The organism is Pseudomonas sp. MF06569, assembly GCF_059862735.1.
Genome location: NZ_JCBCUZ010000003.1, coordinates 161,629 through 176,592, shown reverse-complemented (window position 1 = coordinate 176,592; position 14,964 = coordinate 161,629). Strand labels below are relative to the sequence as shown.

The 14,964-nt window shown below is 58.8% G+C and carries 12 protein-coding genes; 9 read left to right on the top strand and 3 right to left on the bottom strand.

What is annotated here, in order from left to right:
- Positions 1–39 precede the first annotated feature (39 nt).
- The 5 genes from AC19YQ_RS04815 to AC19YQ_RS04795 all read left to right on the top strand — a co-directional run bounded on the left by AC19YQ_RS04815 (position 40) and on the right by AC19YQ_RS04795 (position 5,484).
- Positions 40–681, top strand: a complete 642-nt coding sequence (locus tag AC19YQ_RS04815; RefSeq protein ID WP_500594690.1) for a tetratricopeptide repeat protein — start codon at positions 40–42, stop codon at positions 679–681.
- A complete protein-coding gene (gene bamB / locus AC19YQ_RS04810; protein WP_133075948.1) occupies positions 674–1,825 on the top strand; it encodes an outer membrane protein assembly factor BamB in 1,152 nt (383 codons plus the stop codon). The genes AC19YQ_RS04815 and bamB overlap by 8 nt, the downstream gene beginning before the upstream one ends.
- Before the next feature lie 138 nt (positions 1,826–1,963).
- Entirely contained in the window at positions 1,964–3,433 is a 1,470-nt protein-coding gene (gene der / locus AC19YQ_RS04805; RefSeq protein WP_019823656.1) for a ribosome biogenesis GTPase Der, read from the top strand.
- 123 nt (positions 3,434–3,556) lie between these two features.
- Positions 3,557–4,705 (top strand): pyridoxal phosphate-dependent aminotransferase, encoded by a 1,149-nt coding sequence (locus AC19YQ_RS04800; protein ID WP_326425384.1) that lies wholly within the window; start codon positions 3,557–3,559, stop codon positions 4,703–4,705.
- Positions 4,693–5,484, top strand: a complete 792-nt coding sequence (locus tag AC19YQ_RS04795) for an amidohydrolase (RefSeq protein WP_500594689.1) — start codon at positions 4,693–4,695, stop codon at positions 5,482–5,484. Before AC19YQ_RS04800 ends, AC19YQ_RS04795 begins: the two co-directional genes overlap by 13 nt.
- A gap of 217 nt (positions 5,485–5,701) precedes the next feature.
- Here the strand turns inward: AC19YQ_RS04795 and leuA are convergent, their stop codons facing one another.
- The 3 genes from leuA to xseA form a co-directional block, all read right to left on the bottom strand.
- Positions 5,702–7,381 (bottom strand): 2-isopropylmalate synthase, encoded by a 1,680-nt coding sequence (gene leuA, locus AC19YQ_RS04790; protein ID WP_133075945.1) that lies wholly within the window; start codon positions 7,379–7,381, stop codon positions 5,702–5,704.
- Positions 7,382–7,726: 345 nt separating this feature from the next.
- Positions 7,727–8,551 carry a peptidoglycan DD-metalloendopeptidase family protein gene (locus AC19YQ_RS04785; protein ID WP_500594688.1) on the bottom strand — a complete coding sequence of 275 codons (825 nt, stop codon included), beginning with the start codon at positions 8,549–8,551 and terminating at the stop codon, positions 7,727–7,729.
- A 3-nt stretch (positions 8,552–8,554) separates the two neighbouring features.
- Positions 8,555–9,934, bottom strand: coding sequence for an exodeoxyribonuclease VII large subunit (gene xseA, locus AC19YQ_RS04780; RefSeq protein ID WP_500594687.1), 1,380 nt, complete (start codon positions 9,932–9,934; stop codon positions 8,555–8,557).
- A gap of 81 nt (positions 9,935–10,015) precedes the next feature.
- Here xseA and AC19YQ_RS04775 point away from each other — a divergent pair, with 81 nt between their 5' ends.
- The 4 genes from AC19YQ_RS04775 to guaA all read left to right on the top strand — a co-directional run bounded on the left by AC19YQ_RS04775 (position 10,016) and on the right by guaA (position 14,776).
- Positions 10,016–10,762 carry a sulfite exporter TauE/SafE family protein gene (locus AC19YQ_RS04775; RefSeq protein ID WP_133075942.1) on the top strand — a complete coding sequence of 249 codons (747 nt, stop codon included), beginning with the start codon at positions 10,016–10,018 and terminating at the stop codon, positions 10,760–10,762.
- Positions 10,763–10,847: 85 nt separating this feature from the next.
- A complete protein-coding gene (locus tag AC19YQ_RS04770; protein WP_219260858.1) occupies positions 10,848–11,396 on the top strand; it encodes a sugar ABC transporter ATPase in 549 nt (182 codons plus the stop codon).
- A gap of 229 nt (positions 11,397–11,625) precedes the next feature.
- Positions 11,626–13,095, top strand: coding sequence for an IMP dehydrogenase (gene guaB, locus AC19YQ_RS04765; protein ID WP_133075940.1), 1,470 nt, complete (start codon positions 11,626–11,628; stop codon positions 13,093–13,095).
- Between the two features lie 103 nt (positions 13,096–13,198).
- The gene (guaA, locus tag AC19YQ_RS04760) at positions 13,199–14,776 is read left to right on the top strand and encodes a glutamine-hydrolyzing GMP synthase (RefSeq protein ID WP_019823631.1); all 1,578 of its coding nucleotides are present in this window, start codon (positions 13,199–13,201) and stop codon (positions 14,774–14,776) included.
- Positions 14,777–14,964: the final 188 nt, after the last annotated feature.

The following is a 14,964-nucleotide window of genomic DNA, read 5'->3' as shown; positions in this document are numbered from 1 at the left end:
CTGTAAAACAGCCGATTTATCGAATTAAGGAGTGTTGGGGTGTCGAGTAACGATGATGATCAGCTGGGCGAGTTGAAAGACTGGTGGCAGCGTAACGGCAAACCCCTGGTCACTGGCGGCATGCTGGCGCTGGTGGTGGTGTTCGGCTGGCAGTTTTGGCACAAGTATCAGACGAATCAGTCGCAGGGTGCGTCGATTCTCTACCAACAGTTGCTAGAGACCACACTCACGCCTGACGGTCAGCCCGATGTGGCCCGTGTGGCTGATTTGGCCAACAAGTTGAAAAACGAATACGCAGGCTCTGCCTATGCGCAATTTGGCGGTCTGTTCGTGGCCAAGGTCGCAGTGGACAACGGCAAACTCGATGACGCGGCCGCAGAGCTGAAAGCCATTGTCGACAAACCGGCCAATGCCACCCTGGCTGAAGTGGCGCGTCAGCGTCTGGCCCAGGTTCTGGCGGCGCAGGGCAAGGTCGATGATGCCCTGAAACTGCTTGAAGGTGATTCGGACAAAGCATTCCTGGCCAGCCGCGAAGAGCTCAAGGGCGACTTGCTGGTGCAGCAGGGCCGTGCCGACGACGCACGTGCAGCCTACGAAAAAGCCAAGGCCGCCTTGTCGGACGAAGCAGCGGTAGGTGGCTTACAAATCAAGCTCGATGACCTGGCCAAAGGGGATGCGTGACGTGATGCGTTGGAAACATGCGGCATTGCTGGCTCTGGTCGTTTTGGCCGCGGGTTGCAGCAGCAACAGCAAAAAAGAACTGCCACCGGCCGAACTGACCGACTTCAAAGAAGAAGTCGTGCTGCAAAAGCAGTGGAGCCGCTCGATCGGTGACGGTCAGGGCAAAACCTACAACATGCTGGTTCCAGCGGTTGAAGGTAACAACATCTACGCCGCAGACGTAACGGGTGTTGTGATGTCTCTGGACCGCATGAACGGCGACGTTGAGTGGAAAAAAGACCTCGAACTGCCTGTTTCTGGCGCAGTTGGCCTGGGCTATGGCCTGGTCATGCTCGGCACCTTGCAAGGTGACGTGGTTGCCCTGGATTCCAGCACCGGCGAAGAAAAATGGCGCTCTCGCGTCAACAGCGAAGTGCTTGCACCTCCTGCGACCAACGGCGATATCGTTGTGGTACAGACCCAGGACGATCGCCTGATCGGCCTGGATGCTTCCACCGGCAATCAGCGTTGGACGTATGACAGCACGCCGGGCGTGCTGACCTTGCGTGGCACGGGCGCACCACTGGTGACCAATCACCTGGCCATTGCCGGTCTGTCGACCGGTAAAGTGGTTGCCCTTGATACGCGCAACGGCGTACCTGTGTGGGAGCAACGTGTTGCCATCCCGCAAGGTCGCTCCGAGCTTGAACGCATTGTCGATATCGACGGTGGCCTGCTGATGTCTGGCGGTACACTGTATGTCGCCAGCTACCAGGGCCGTATGGCTGCGCTTGAAATGGAATCGGGTCGCGTGCTCTGGCAACGCGATGCTTCCAGCTATTCAGGTGTCGCTCAAGGCTTTGGCAGCGTCTACGTCAGCCTGGCGTCGGGCACTGTAGAAGGCGTTGACGAGCGTTCGACCACCTCACTGTGGAGCAATGATGCTCTGGCTCGCCGTCAATTGTCGGCACCGGAAGTCTTCTCCAGCTACGTGGCGGTCGGTGACATGGAAGGCTATCTGCACCTGCTGAGCCAGGTCGATGGTCGTTTCGTGGGCCGTACCCGCGTTGACAGTGATGGCCTTCGGGCGCGTCCGCTGGTGGTCGGTGACATGATTTACGTGTTTGGTAACAGCGGCAAACTGGAAGCCCTGACCATTCGCTAAGGCGTCTATGCTTGAGGCTTCAGGGCCTCGGGCAGCCTTGCTCTGGCAAGGTTTGCGGCACATTTGTGCTGTTCCGAACTCTGGCCGCTGCCTTGCAGCGGCTTTTGTATTTTCTGAAATAACGAAGTGGAGAGCCGCATGGTTCCCGTAATCGCCCTGGTGGGCCGACCAAACGTCGGCAAGTCCACCTTGTTCAACCGCCTGACCAGGACTCGTGACGCCATCGTTGGCGACTTGTCCGGTCTAACCCGTGATCGCCAATACGGTGAGGCCAAGTGGCAAGGGCGTTCCTACATTCTGGTCGACACCGGCGGTATCTCCGGTGACGAGCACGGTATGGACGAAAAGATGGCCGAGCAGTCGCTGCTGGCTATCGAAGAAGCTGATGTCGTTCTGTTCCTGGTAGATGCAAAAGCAGGCTTCACCGCCGCTGACCAGATGATCGGCGAACACCTTCGCAAACGTAACAAGCGTTCCTACGTAGTAGCCAACAAGGTCGACAACATCGATCCGGACATGGCTCGCGCCGAGTTCGCGCCACTGGGCATGGGCGACGCGATTCCAATCGCCGGTGCTCACGGTCGTGGTATTACCCAGATGCTGGAAATTGCCCTGAGCAACTTCCCGCGTGACGAAGAAGAGCCTGAAGACGGCGAAGAAGAAGTCGTTCTCGAAGGTGAGGAAGCCAAGCGCATTCCTGGCCCAAGCGAAAAAGACGGCATCAAGATCGCCATCATCGGTCGTCCTAACGTTGGCAAGTCGACTCTGGTTAACCGCATGCTCGGTGAAGACCGGGTAATCGTGTATGACCAGCCAGGCACTACCCGCGACAGTATCTACATCCCGTTTGAGCGTAACGACGAGAAGTACACGCTGATCGACACCGCCGGTGTGCGCAAGCGCGGCAAGATCCACGAAGAAGTTGAAAAGTTCTCCGTGGTCAAAACCCTGCAAGCGATCAAAGACGCCAACGTGGTGATCTTTGTGATGGACGCCCGTGAAGGCGTGGTTGACCACGACCTCAACCTGTTGGGCTTTGCGCTGGAGGCCGGTCGGGCTCTGGTCATCGCGATCAACAAGTGGGACGGCATGACCCCGAGCGAGCGCGACTTCGTTAAAGTCGAGCTGACGCGTCGCCTGTTCTTCGTCGACTTCGCCGATATTCACTTTATCTCGGCGCTGCACGGCACTGGCGTGGGCAACCTGTACCAGTCGGTGCAGAACTCCTTCAAGTCAGCGGTTACCCGCTGGCCGACCAACCGTCTGACCCAGATCCTGGAAGATGCGGTCAGTGAGCACGCGCCACCGATGGTCAACAGCCGCCGGATCAAGCTGCGTTATGCCCACTTGGGTGGTGCTAACCCGCCGATTATCGTGATCCACGGTAACCAGGTTGAGAAGGTTCCGAAGTCTTACGTCCGTTATCTCGAAAACACCTACCGTCGTGTCTTGAAACTGGTCGGTACGCCGATCCGCATCGAGTTCAAAGGTGGCGAGAACCCGTACGAAGGCAACAAGAACTCGCTGACCGACCGTCAGGTCAACAAGAAGCGCCGCATGATGTCGCACCACAAGAAAGCCGAGAAAAACCGCAAAGACAAGCGCTGATAGCGCAAGGTTCTAGCGTATTGAGAAAGGGTCCGAAAGGGCCCTTTTTCGTGTCTGACGTTTGGGCTATTCTCGGAGGGTCCTGCGCCGTAGTCAGTGCCGGGAACTCAACAGGGAACGGCCATGATCACCAGCAAGTTGCCGAATGTAGGCACCACTATTTTCACGCGCATGTCGCAGCTCGCGACAGAAACCGGCGCACTTAACCTGTCTCAGGGGTTCCCCGATTTCGACGGCCCGCAGGCATTGCGTGACGCGGTCGGCAAGCACATTGCCAGTGGCCATAACCAGTACTCACCCATGACCGGCTTGCCTGCCTTGCGTGAGCAGGTGGCAGCCAAAATTTCCCGCAGCTACGGGGTCAAGGTGGATGCTGACACCGAGGTGACGATCACCCCTGGCGCGACCCAGGCCATTTTCTGCGCAATCCAGGCCGTGATTCATGCCGGCGATGAAGTGATCGTCTTTGATCCGTGCTACGACAGCTACGAGCCCTCGGTTGAGCTGGCGGGTGGCCGTTGCGTGCATGTGCAACTGGGGCTGGAAGACTTCTCGATAGATTGGCAACAACTTGAAGATGCCCTGAGCCCGCGCACGCGCATGATCATCCTAAATAGCCCGCACAACCCAAGCGGTGCCCTGATCAGTCGTGCCGAACTGGACCAGTTGGCCCGCCTGATTGCCGACCGCGATATCTACCTCATCAGCGATGAGGTGTACGAACATCTGGTGTTCGATGGCGTGCCCCACGTCAGTGTTTTGTCCCATCCTGAGTTGTACCATCGCGCATTCGTTGTCAGCTCATTCGGTAAGACCTACCACGTGACAGGCTGGAAAACAGGCTACGTCGTTGCGCCGCCTGCCTTGACCGCTGAACTGCGCAAGGTTCACCAGTACGTCAGCTTTTGCGGAGTAACGCCCTTGCAGTATGCGTTGGCAGACTTCATGGCCGATCACCCGGAGCACGTTGAAGAGTTGCCAGGGTTTTACCAGGCCAAGCGCGACCTGTTCTGTGATTTGCTCAGCCCGTCGCGTTTTACCTTCAAGCCGGTGGCAGGTACGTATTTTCAGTTGGTGGATTACTCCCGGATTCGCCCGGACCTCAACGATGTCGACATGGCGGTATGGCTAACCCGCGAACACGGGGTGGCCACTATCCCGGTGTCGGTGTTCTACCAGACCCCGCCTGAAGGGCAGCGGCTGGTTCGTCTATGTTTTGCAAAACGCGAGGAGACGCTGCGCGAAGCAGCAGAAAAACTATGCGTGATCTGAAGGGTTTACCCGATTTAACCGTGGCACTGGTGCAAACCACGCTGGCCTGGCATGACCGTCAGGCCAATTTTGAACATTTCGACGAGCTGCTTGAGCATGCTCGGGGCGCCGATCTGGTGGTGCTGCCCGAAATGTTCACGACCGGCTTCAGCATGGAGTCTAAAACCCTGGCTGAACCTGAAGGCGGCCCAAGCACCGAGTGGCTGCGCAAGCAGGCAAAAAGGCTTGATGCCGTGGTCACGGGTAGCGTGATTGTGCGTGCGGCAGATGGCAGCCACCGTAATCGATTTTTGTGGGCCCGCCCTGATGGCGAAGTGCTGCACTACGACAAACGTCACCTGTTTCGTATGGCCGGTGAGCATGAGCATTTCACCCCGGGTGAGCGTCAGGTTCAGTTCGAGGTCAAAGGCTGGCGTATTCGCCCTTTGATTTGCTATGACCTGCGCTTCCCGGTGTGGAGCTGCGACCCTCACGACACCGACTTGTTGCTGTATACCGCCAGTTGGCCAGGGGCGCGTCGATTGCACTGGAACCGCTTATTGCCTGCACGGGCGATCGAAAATCTCTGTTACGTCGCAGCGGTGAATCGGGTGGGCACGGACGGCAAAGGGATGGTCTACACGGGCGACAGTCATATCTTCGACTTCCAGGGCGAGTCACTGCTCAGTGCCGGGGAGGCGGACGGCGTGTTCACCATGAGCCTCAACGCGGGCGATCTGGGGGCCTATCGTGAGCGGTTCCCGGCCAACCTGGATGCGGACGATTTCGAGCTGCGCTGATGTGTGGAAGCCGTTATCAGACGGTGTGCGACTTAAAACCTGTGGGAGCGTGGCTTGCTCGCGATGGCATCACTGCGGTCTGTCTGCCAAACCGCGCCGCCTGAATCGCGAGCAAGCCCGCTCCCACAGAGGCTAGTCATTGCCGGTCCTGGGCCTCGATGAAATAAAAAGCCCCCAAGGCGTTCACCTTGGGGGCTTTTTCGTTTCGGGCCAATGTTTACGCCGCTTTAGCCTCGGTTTCGGTCAGCGAACGGTTCAGTGCGCTGAACACGGCCTTGAAGCTTGCCGTGGTGATGTTTTCATCAATACCCACGCCATGTACGGCACGCCCGCCATTGACCCGCAGTTCAATGTAGGCCGCAGCCTTGGCGTTGGTGCCCGCGCCAATCGCGTGTTCGTTGTAGTCCATTATTTCGGCGTTGACCGGCAGGCCAGCGACCAGCGCTTCCAGCGCGCCGTTGCCCTTGCCGCTCCAGCGCAGGTTGGTTTCGCCATCGCCTTTGGCCGACACTTCCACCTCGACTGCGCTATGGCCGTTCTCTTCCTGTAAGCGGTGGCTGACCAGCGCGTAAGGCGTATTGGCCTGCAAGTACTCAGTGCGAAGCAAGTTGTGAATTTGCTGAGCCGTCATTTCCAGACCCAGGCGATCGGTTTCGCGCTGAACGACCTGGCTGAATTCGATCTGCATACGGCGTGGCAAGCTGATGCCGTATTCCTGCTCCAGCAGGTAAGCAATTCCGCCTTTGCCCGATTGGCTGTTAACCCGGATCACGGCTTCATAGCTGCGGCCAATATCCGCCGGGTCGATTGGCAAGTACGGCACTTCCCACAGGGCGTCCGGTTTTTGCTGGGCGAAGCCTTTGCGGATAGCGTCCTGGTGCGAGCCGGAGAACGCGGTGTGGACCAGGTCGCCCACATACGGGTGACGAGGGTGAACCGGGATCTGATTGCATTCTTCGACCACTTTGCGCACACCGTCGATGTCCGAGAAGTCCAGTTGTGGATCCAGACCCTGGGTGTACATGTTCAAGGCCACCGTCACCAGGTCGACGTTGCCGGTACGCTCGCCGTTGCCAAACAGGCAGCCTTCGACACGATCGGCGCCAGCCATCAGGCCCAGTTCGGTTGCGGCAACACCAGTGCCACGGTCGTTGTGGGTGTGCAGGCTGATCAAGACGCTGTCACGGCGGTTGATGTTGCGGCCGAACCACTCGATCTGGTCGGCGTAGATGTTAGGGGTGGCGCACTCAACAGTGGCAGGCAAGTTGAGGATCATCTTGTGCTCAGGTGTTGGGTTCCAGACCTCGATCACTGCGTCACAGACTTCCTTGGCGAACTCCAGCTCAGTGGCGCTGAACGTCTCTGGCGAGTACTCGAATGTCCAGTGGGTTTCGGGCTGCTGGGCGGCGTATTTGACGAACAGCTTGGCGGCGCTGACCGCGATTTCCTTGATGCCGTCCTTGTCCTGATTGAACACGATGCGGCGAAACGCAGGGCAGGTGGCGTTGTACAGGTGAACGATGGCTTTTTTCGCCCCGCGCAACGACTCGAAAGTGCGTGCGATCAAGTCTTCACGGCCCTGGGTCAGCACCTGGATGGTGGTGTCGTCCGGGATGTGGCCGTCTTCGATCAGGGTGCGCACAAAATCAAAGTCGGTCTGCGACGCAGCCGGGAACGATGCCTCGATTTCCTTTACGCCAACACTGACCAGGGTCTTCCAGAAGCGCAGCTTTTTTACCGCATCCATCGGCTCGATCAGCGACTGGTTGCCATCGCGCAGGTCGGAGCTGCACCAGACAGGCGCGCTGGTGATGGTTTTTGATGGCCAGGTACGATCAGGCAAATCAATGACCGGGAAGGCGCGGTATTTGGAAGACGGGTTTTTGAGCATGGTCATCAGGCAATCCTTAATATGCGTGCCGACTATTCAGACGCGGCCAGCCGGAAAAATACAAAGCAGAGGGCGAGGCACCGCAATTAGCTTTGCAGTCGTGCGCTGACGAGGCAAAGGCTGCGATGTTGGCGGAGCAGGATGAGGGTGTGAGAGGTTTTCATAAGCTCAACCCTAACCACTGGGCTGAGAGATGGCAAGCGCATAAAAAACATTGAGATAAATGCTCGTATACGAATAAAATACGAGTTTTAATTGCTGTATTTTGTTTTGTGTAAATCTAAAATTGCGCAACTTCAAGGTAGGGCATGCCTCGGGTGCTGCGAGGCATGCTCTGTTTTTATGGCGTAATCAGGGTTGGAAGGCCCCGATGAAAATAGCCGGGTCAACCCTGGCGTCATTGAGGCTGACGTTCCAGTGCATATGAGGGCCTGTGGCGCGTCCGGTGGAGCCGACCTTGCCCACTACGTCGCCACGAGCCAGTTGCTGGCCAACCTTGGTGTCAATTTTCGACATATGGCAAAACATGCTGATGAAGCCCTGGCCGTGATCCACGAACACCGTGTTGCCATTGAAGAAGTAGTTGCCGATCAGGATCACCTTACCGGCCGCCGGGGTTTTGATGGGCGTACCTGCAGGTACGGCAAAGTCGAGGCCAGCGTGGGGGTTGCGTTCTTCACCGTTGAAAAAGCGGCGCACGCCAAATTTGCTGGACAGCGGTCCGTTGACCGGTTTGTCCAGCAGCAGGTTGCTCGGGGTGTTGGGGCTGAAAGTACGGTAAGCCTTGATCTGAATCGCCAGCTCGTTGTCGATGCGCTTGATGTCAGCCGGGTTGGGGTTGACCTGGCGCTGGTTCTTCAGCGTGATGCGCTGCTCGGGGTATTTCTTGTTGCCCACCGTGAAGCTCAGTTCCCGCGAGCCGCTGATGATTGACTGGGGGGCCGGTTTTACCGTCAGCGGGATGCCGACAATCGCCCGCCAGGTGTCCTGCTCCTTGATCACCAGCACCGGTTTGCCATCGTAGGTTGCCTTGGGTGCTTGCGCGCCGGTCCCCAGCTCAATCACGGCAACACCGCCCGGCACCGGTTTATTCAATAAGCGCGTGATGTAACTGTCAGCTGCGTGCGCGTTGAGGGTCAGGCACAGCAACAGGACGGCAGAAAGAAAGCGTGACATCAGTTAATCCAGTAAGGAAAGGGTGACGGGCGTGAGGTGATTGTCCTCGACCCGGACTTGCAGTTCGCCTTCGCCCAGCCTGGCTTTCAAGCGCTGGCCGTTATGGGTTTGCCCGGCGCTGCGAATGGCATTGCCACGCTCATCCAGCAAAATGCTGTAGCCGCGCCCAAGGGTCGCCAGCGGGCTGACCACGTGCAAGGTTTGCATCTGGCTTTGCAGCTGCATGCGGCGTGCCTTGAGGCCTTCGCGCATGGCCCGTGGCAAGCGTTCCGCCAGACTGTCCAGGCGCTGGCGCAACATGGCCAGTTGGCGCCCCGGATGCTGTGCCGCCAGTCGGGTTTCGATGCGGATCAGACGCTCGCGGCGGGTATTGAGGCTGCGTTCGAACGCTCGGCGCATGCGCATGTCCAGGTCATCCAGGCGCTGGGCCTGCTGGCGCAGGCGTTCGCCAGGGTGGCGCAAGCGGCGTGCCAGGCCATCCAGTCGCAAGCGGTCGCGCATCAAACGGTCGCGAATGCGCATCACCAGGCGCCGGTGCAGGCTGTCAATTCGGCGTTGCAGGTCACTTGAGTCCGGTGCCAGCAACTCAGCAGCCGCAGAGGGCGTGGGCGCGCGTACGTCCGCTACAAAGTCGGCGATGGACACATCGGTTTCATGACCGACAGCGCTGACAATCGGCGTCACACAGGCATCGATGGCACGGGCTACGGCTTCTTCGTTAAAGCACCACAGGTCTTCCAGGGATCCGCCGCCTCGGGCCAGGATCAAGGCGTCGAAACCCCGGGCATCAGCCAGTCGCAATGCCCGGACAATTTGCGCCGTGGCTTCGCGACCTTGCACGGCGGTGGGGATCAGTGTCAGTTCGACCTGAGGCGCCCGGCGACGAAAGACGCTGATGATGTCGCGAATCACCGCTCCGGTGGGCGAGCTGACAATACCGATGCGCTGCGGGTGAGCAGGCAGGGCAACCTTGCGCTCGGGGCTGAACAGGCCTTCGGCGCTGAGTTTTTCTTTCAGTGCATCGAAGGCCAGGCGCAGCGCGCCATCACCCGCGGGCTCCACTGTATCGAGGATCAGTTGATAGTCACCGCGGCCTTCAAACAACGACACCTTGCCCCGGACCTTCACCGCCAGGCCGTCCTTCAAGGCCTGGCGCACCCGCGCCGCGTTGTTGCGAAACAGCGCGCAACGCACCTGGGCGCCACTGTCCTTGAGGGTGAAATACACGTGGCCGGAAGCGGGGCGGGCGAGGTTGGAAATTTCGCCTTCTACCCAGATGTTGCTGAACACGTCTTCGAGCAACACCCGCGCCCGGCCATTGAGCTGGCTGACGGTCAGGACTTCTCGGTCGAGGTTGAGTCTTGCAAAGGGGTCTTTAATCATGCGGGTCATCATAAGGGCGGATTGTTCTGTCTGCACCTGCCCGGTTAAAGTCCGCGAACAAAAATACAAGGATGCAGTGCAATGGATTTGCCTTTTACGGGTAGCGAGTGGGTGTTGCTGGAGCTGGCAATTGCGCTGGCATATATCGTGTTTGGCGTGGCCGGGTTCGGCACCGCACTGGTGGCGGGGCCGCTGCTGATCCTGTGCCTACCTTTGTCCAAAATCATCCCGTTGCTGGTGTTGCTGGATTTTGTCGCGGCATTTGGCAACTGGCTGCCTGCCCGGCGAGATGTGGCGCGCCCCGAGTTGTTGCGCTTGCTGCCGTGCATGGCGATCGGCTGCGTGGTCGGCGTGACATTCTTGCTTAGCCTCAAGTCCGACCTGTTGTTGCTGTTGATGGGGCTTTTTATCACCGCTTACGCCTTGTATAGCCTGGCGGTAAAGGTGAAACCGACACAGGTGGCAGCCGGCTGGGCCATCCCCACGGGTATCACGGGCGGCTTGTTCGGCGCCCTGTTTGGCAGTGGCGGCTTTTTGTATGCGCTGTACCTCAACGCGCGATTGCCCAAGGAAGCGGCGCGGGCGACCCAAAGTGCGTTGATCAGTTGCAGTACCGTGGTGCGCCTGAGCCTGTTTGTGATCGCAGGCGTATATGCAGACGGCGAGCTACTGTTGCTGGGCGCCTGCTTGTTGCCTGCCATGGCATTGGGGTTGTGGGTAGGGCGCCGGCTGACGCGCAAATTGTCCCGTGAGGCTTTTGTGCGACTGGTGACGTGGCTGGTACTGGCCAGCGGGATTGCGCTGATTGCGCGCTATCTGAGCGCTTGACCTCGCGGTGTGAGGCTTTAAGCTGCGCGCCTGATCCCACCGTTTCAGTGTGTTGCCCTTATCCCACGTATATGTGCCGTACCTCATGAACTCGCAAAGCATCATCGTTCCCAAAATATCCACGTTGCCGGTGCATGAGCCCCGTGCCAGGGCCATCGTGCGCTGGCTGGTGCGCAAGAACATCATTGAAGAAGAACTGACCACGTGCGGACGTACGGGCAACGGCATGGCGTATGCCATCGCACCGGGTGCCCGGGAGGTGGTGCTGCACCCTGAGGCGCTGCCATTTGGTCAGCCGGTCAATGGCCTGGAGATCATTACCAAGCGCTGCATCTACACCCCGTCCAAGGGCTTTCTCGAAGAAGCCGGCTGCGCCGAGTGCCGCAAGGAAGTGGGGGAGGCGTTGTTCGACAGTCTCGAAGACTGGATGCCGGGGCGTACCGACAATTTCATTTGCCCGTTGTGCGCCCATGAAGACGACATCAACGGCTTTCTGTTTTTGCAGCCGTGCGCGTTTTCCAACCTGGGCTTTATTTTCAACAACTGGGCCGAGGCGGGTTTCAAGCAAAGCTTCCTCGATGAGTTTGCCGACTGGCTTGATCAGCCGGTGGCGTGGGTGAAAGTCGAGCTGTGAACCTGTAGTCGCTGCCGAAGGCTGCGAAGGGCATCGCGCGGCTTCCAGTTAACGGGTTGCTCCGCAACCCTTCGCAGCCTTCGGCAGCGACTACACGACTGTTTTTCTGCCTTCAAAGTCAGCTAATCATTGGCCCTTAGCGCAAAACTCTCTAAAGGTTTCCGTTGAGAGACTCAGGTGTTTTGAGTACAATGGCGCGCTTCCATTTTCCCGCTCGGGAGCCCCAGCGATGCTGCGTATCAGCCAAGAAGCACTCACATTCGATGACATCCTTCTCGTCCCCGGTTATTCCGAGGTTCTCCCGAACGAAGTCAGCCTAAAGACTCGTTTGACCCGTGGCATTGAACTGAATATTCCGCTGGTTTCCGCCGCAATGGACACCGTGACTGAAGCCCGTCTGGCAATCGCCATGGCTCAGGAAGGCGGTATCGGCATCATCCACAAGAACATGACCATCGAGCAGCAAGCTCACGAAGTTCGCAAGGTCAAGCGCTTCGAAGCCGGTGTGGTTAAAGAGCCCATCACCATCGAGGCTGATGCCACGGTACGTGAACTGCTTGAACTGACCCGCCAGCACAACATCTCCGGCGTTCCTGTACTGCACAATGGCGACCTGGTCGGCATCGTGACGTCCCGTGACGTGCGCTTCGAAAACCGTCTGGAAGCTACCGTTCGTGACGTGATGACGCCTAAAGAGCGTCTGGTCACGGTCAAGGAAGGCGCCGACAAGGAAGAAGCCCGCGAACTGCTGCACAAGCACCGCATCGAGCGCGTGCTGATCGTCGACGACAAATTTGCCCTCAAAGGCATGATGACCGTTAACGACATCGAAAAAGCCAAGGCTTACCCGCTGGCCAGCAAGGACGATCAAGGTCGTCTGCGCGTAGGCGCTGCGGTAGGTACCGGCAAGGACACCGCTGATCGCGTGGCCGCCCTCGTGGCTGCTGGCGTTGACGTGGTGGTTGTCGACACCGCTCACGGTCACTCCAAAGGCGTGATCGACCGCGTTCGTTGGGTCAAGCAGAACTTCCCTGAAGTTCAGGTGATCGGCGGCAACATCGCCACCGGCGCTGCTGCTCTGGCCCTGGCTGAAGCTGGCGCTGACGCGGTTAAAGTCGGTATCGGCCCAGGCTCGATCTGCACCACCCGTATCGTGGCCGGTGTTGGCGTTCCGCAAATCAGCGCGATTGCCAATGTTGCTGCTGCCCTTGAAGGCACTGGCGTACCGTTGATCGCTGACGGCGGCATCCGTTTCTCGGGTGACCTGTCCAAGGCCATCGTTGCCGGTGCGTCCTGCGTGATGATGGGTTCGATGTTTGCCGGTACTGAAGAAGCACCGGGCGAGATCGAGTTGTACCAGGGCCGTTCGTACAAGGCCTACCGCGGCATGGGTTCGCTGGGTGCGATGTCGCAATCCCAGGGTTCCTCCGACCGTTACTTCCAGGACTCCTCCGCGGGTGCCGAGAAGCTGGTGCCGGAAGGCATCGAAGGTCGCGTGGCGTACAAGGGTTCGTTGACCGCAATCGTTCACCAACTGATGGGCGGTCTGCGTTCCTCGATGGGTTACACCGGCTGTGCCGACATCGAGCAAATGCGTACCAAACCCGAGTTCGTGCGCATCACCGGCGCTGGCATGGCTGAATCCCACGTCCACGACGTGCAGATCACCAAAGAAGCTCCAAACTATCGCGTAGGTTGATAGTGGTCGCACCCGGGCTCATGCACGGGTGCGATACGAATTAAGTCACCGGGGCTGTTTGATTCAGCCCCGTGTCGTTTCTGTAATTAATCGAGATTTTGTCATGGCCCTCGACATTCACGCTCACCGCATCCTGATTCTGGACTTCGGTTCCCAGTACACCCAGCTGATCGCCCGCCGCGTGCGCGAAATCGGCGTTTACTGCGAACTGCACCCGTTCGACATGGATGACGCAGCGATCCGCGAATTCGCACCCAAGGGGATTATCCTCGCCGGTGGCCCGGAATCCGTGCACGAAGCCGGCAGCCCTCGCGCGCCGCAAGCTGTATTTGACCTGGGCGTACCGGTTTTCGGTATCTGCTACGGCATGCAAACCATGGCTGAACAGCTGGGTGGCAAGGTCGAAGGTTCCGAGCTGCGTGAGTTTGGTTATGCCCGTGTAGACGTGGTCGGCAAAAGCCGCCTGCTGGACGGCATCGAAGACCATATCGACGCTGACGGCCTGTTCGGTCTGGACGTGTGGATGAGCCACGGTGACAAGGTCACCAAAATGCCATCCGACTTCCACGTTCTGGCCAGCACCCCAAGCTGCCCGATTGCTGGCATGTTCAGCGACGAGCGTGGCTACTACGGCGTGCAGTTCCACCCGGAAGTGACCCACACCAAGCAGGGCGGTCGCATCCTGTCGCGCTTCATCCTCGACATCTGCGGCTGCGAAGCCCTGTGGACGCCGTCGAAAATCGCGGAAGACGCCATTGCCAACATCCGTGCCCAGGTTGGCACCGACAACGTCTTGCTGGGTCTGTCCGGCGGCGTTGACTCCTCGGTGGTTGCAGCGTTGCTGCACAAGGCGATCGGCGATCAGCTGACGTGCGTATTCGTGGACAACGGCCTGCTGCGCCTGCACGAAGGTGAGCAAGTGATGGCCATGTTCGCCGAGAACATGGGTGTCAAAGTGATCCGTGCCAACGCGGCGGATCAGTTCCTGAACAACCTGGCTGGCGAAAGCGATCCAGAGAAGAAGCGCAAGATCATCGGCCGTACCTTCATCGACGTATTCGATGCCGAATCCTGCAAGCTGGACAACATCAAGTACCTGGCCCAGGGCACCATCTACCCGGACGTGATCGAGTCGGCTGGCGCCAAGAGCGGCAAGGCTCACGTCATCAAGTCGCACCACAACGTGGGCGGCCTGCCGGACGAGATGAACCTCAAGCTGGTTGAGCCGTTGCGCGAACTGTTCAAGGACGAAGTCCGTCGTCTGGGCCTGGAACTGGGTCTGCCGTACGACATGGTCTACCGTCACCCGTTCCCGGGTCCGGGCCTGGGTGTACGTATCCTGGGTGAAGTGAAGAAGGAATACGCCGACATCCTGCGTCGTGCTGACCACATCTTCATCGAAGAACTGCGCAAGGCCGACTGGTATCACAAAGTCAGCCAGGCATTCGTGGTGTTCCAGCCGGTCAAGTCGGTTGGCGTTGTAGGCGATGGCCGTCGTTACGCCTGGGTTGTAGCCCTGCGTGCCGTAGAAACCATCGACTTCATGACCGCACGTTGGGCGCATCTGCCTTACGAGCTGCTTGAAACCGTCAGCGGCCGGATCATCAACGAAATCGAAGGCATCTCCCGCGTGACCTATGACGTGTCGAGCAAGCCGCCGGCAACGATTGAGTGGGAATGATTGGACGTCCGGCACTGACCGGCACCAACTAGCAAGAAATGCCCTGGAGCCCGCGTAATTGCGGGCTTTTGGTTTTTTGGGTCTGGCAAGTTCTGGCAGCTTTGTGCATCGCCAAGCACCGTGTTTATGTGGCATGGTACGGGGCATTGACTGAGCCAAATACCATGCTCGGTGTTCGATACCATGTC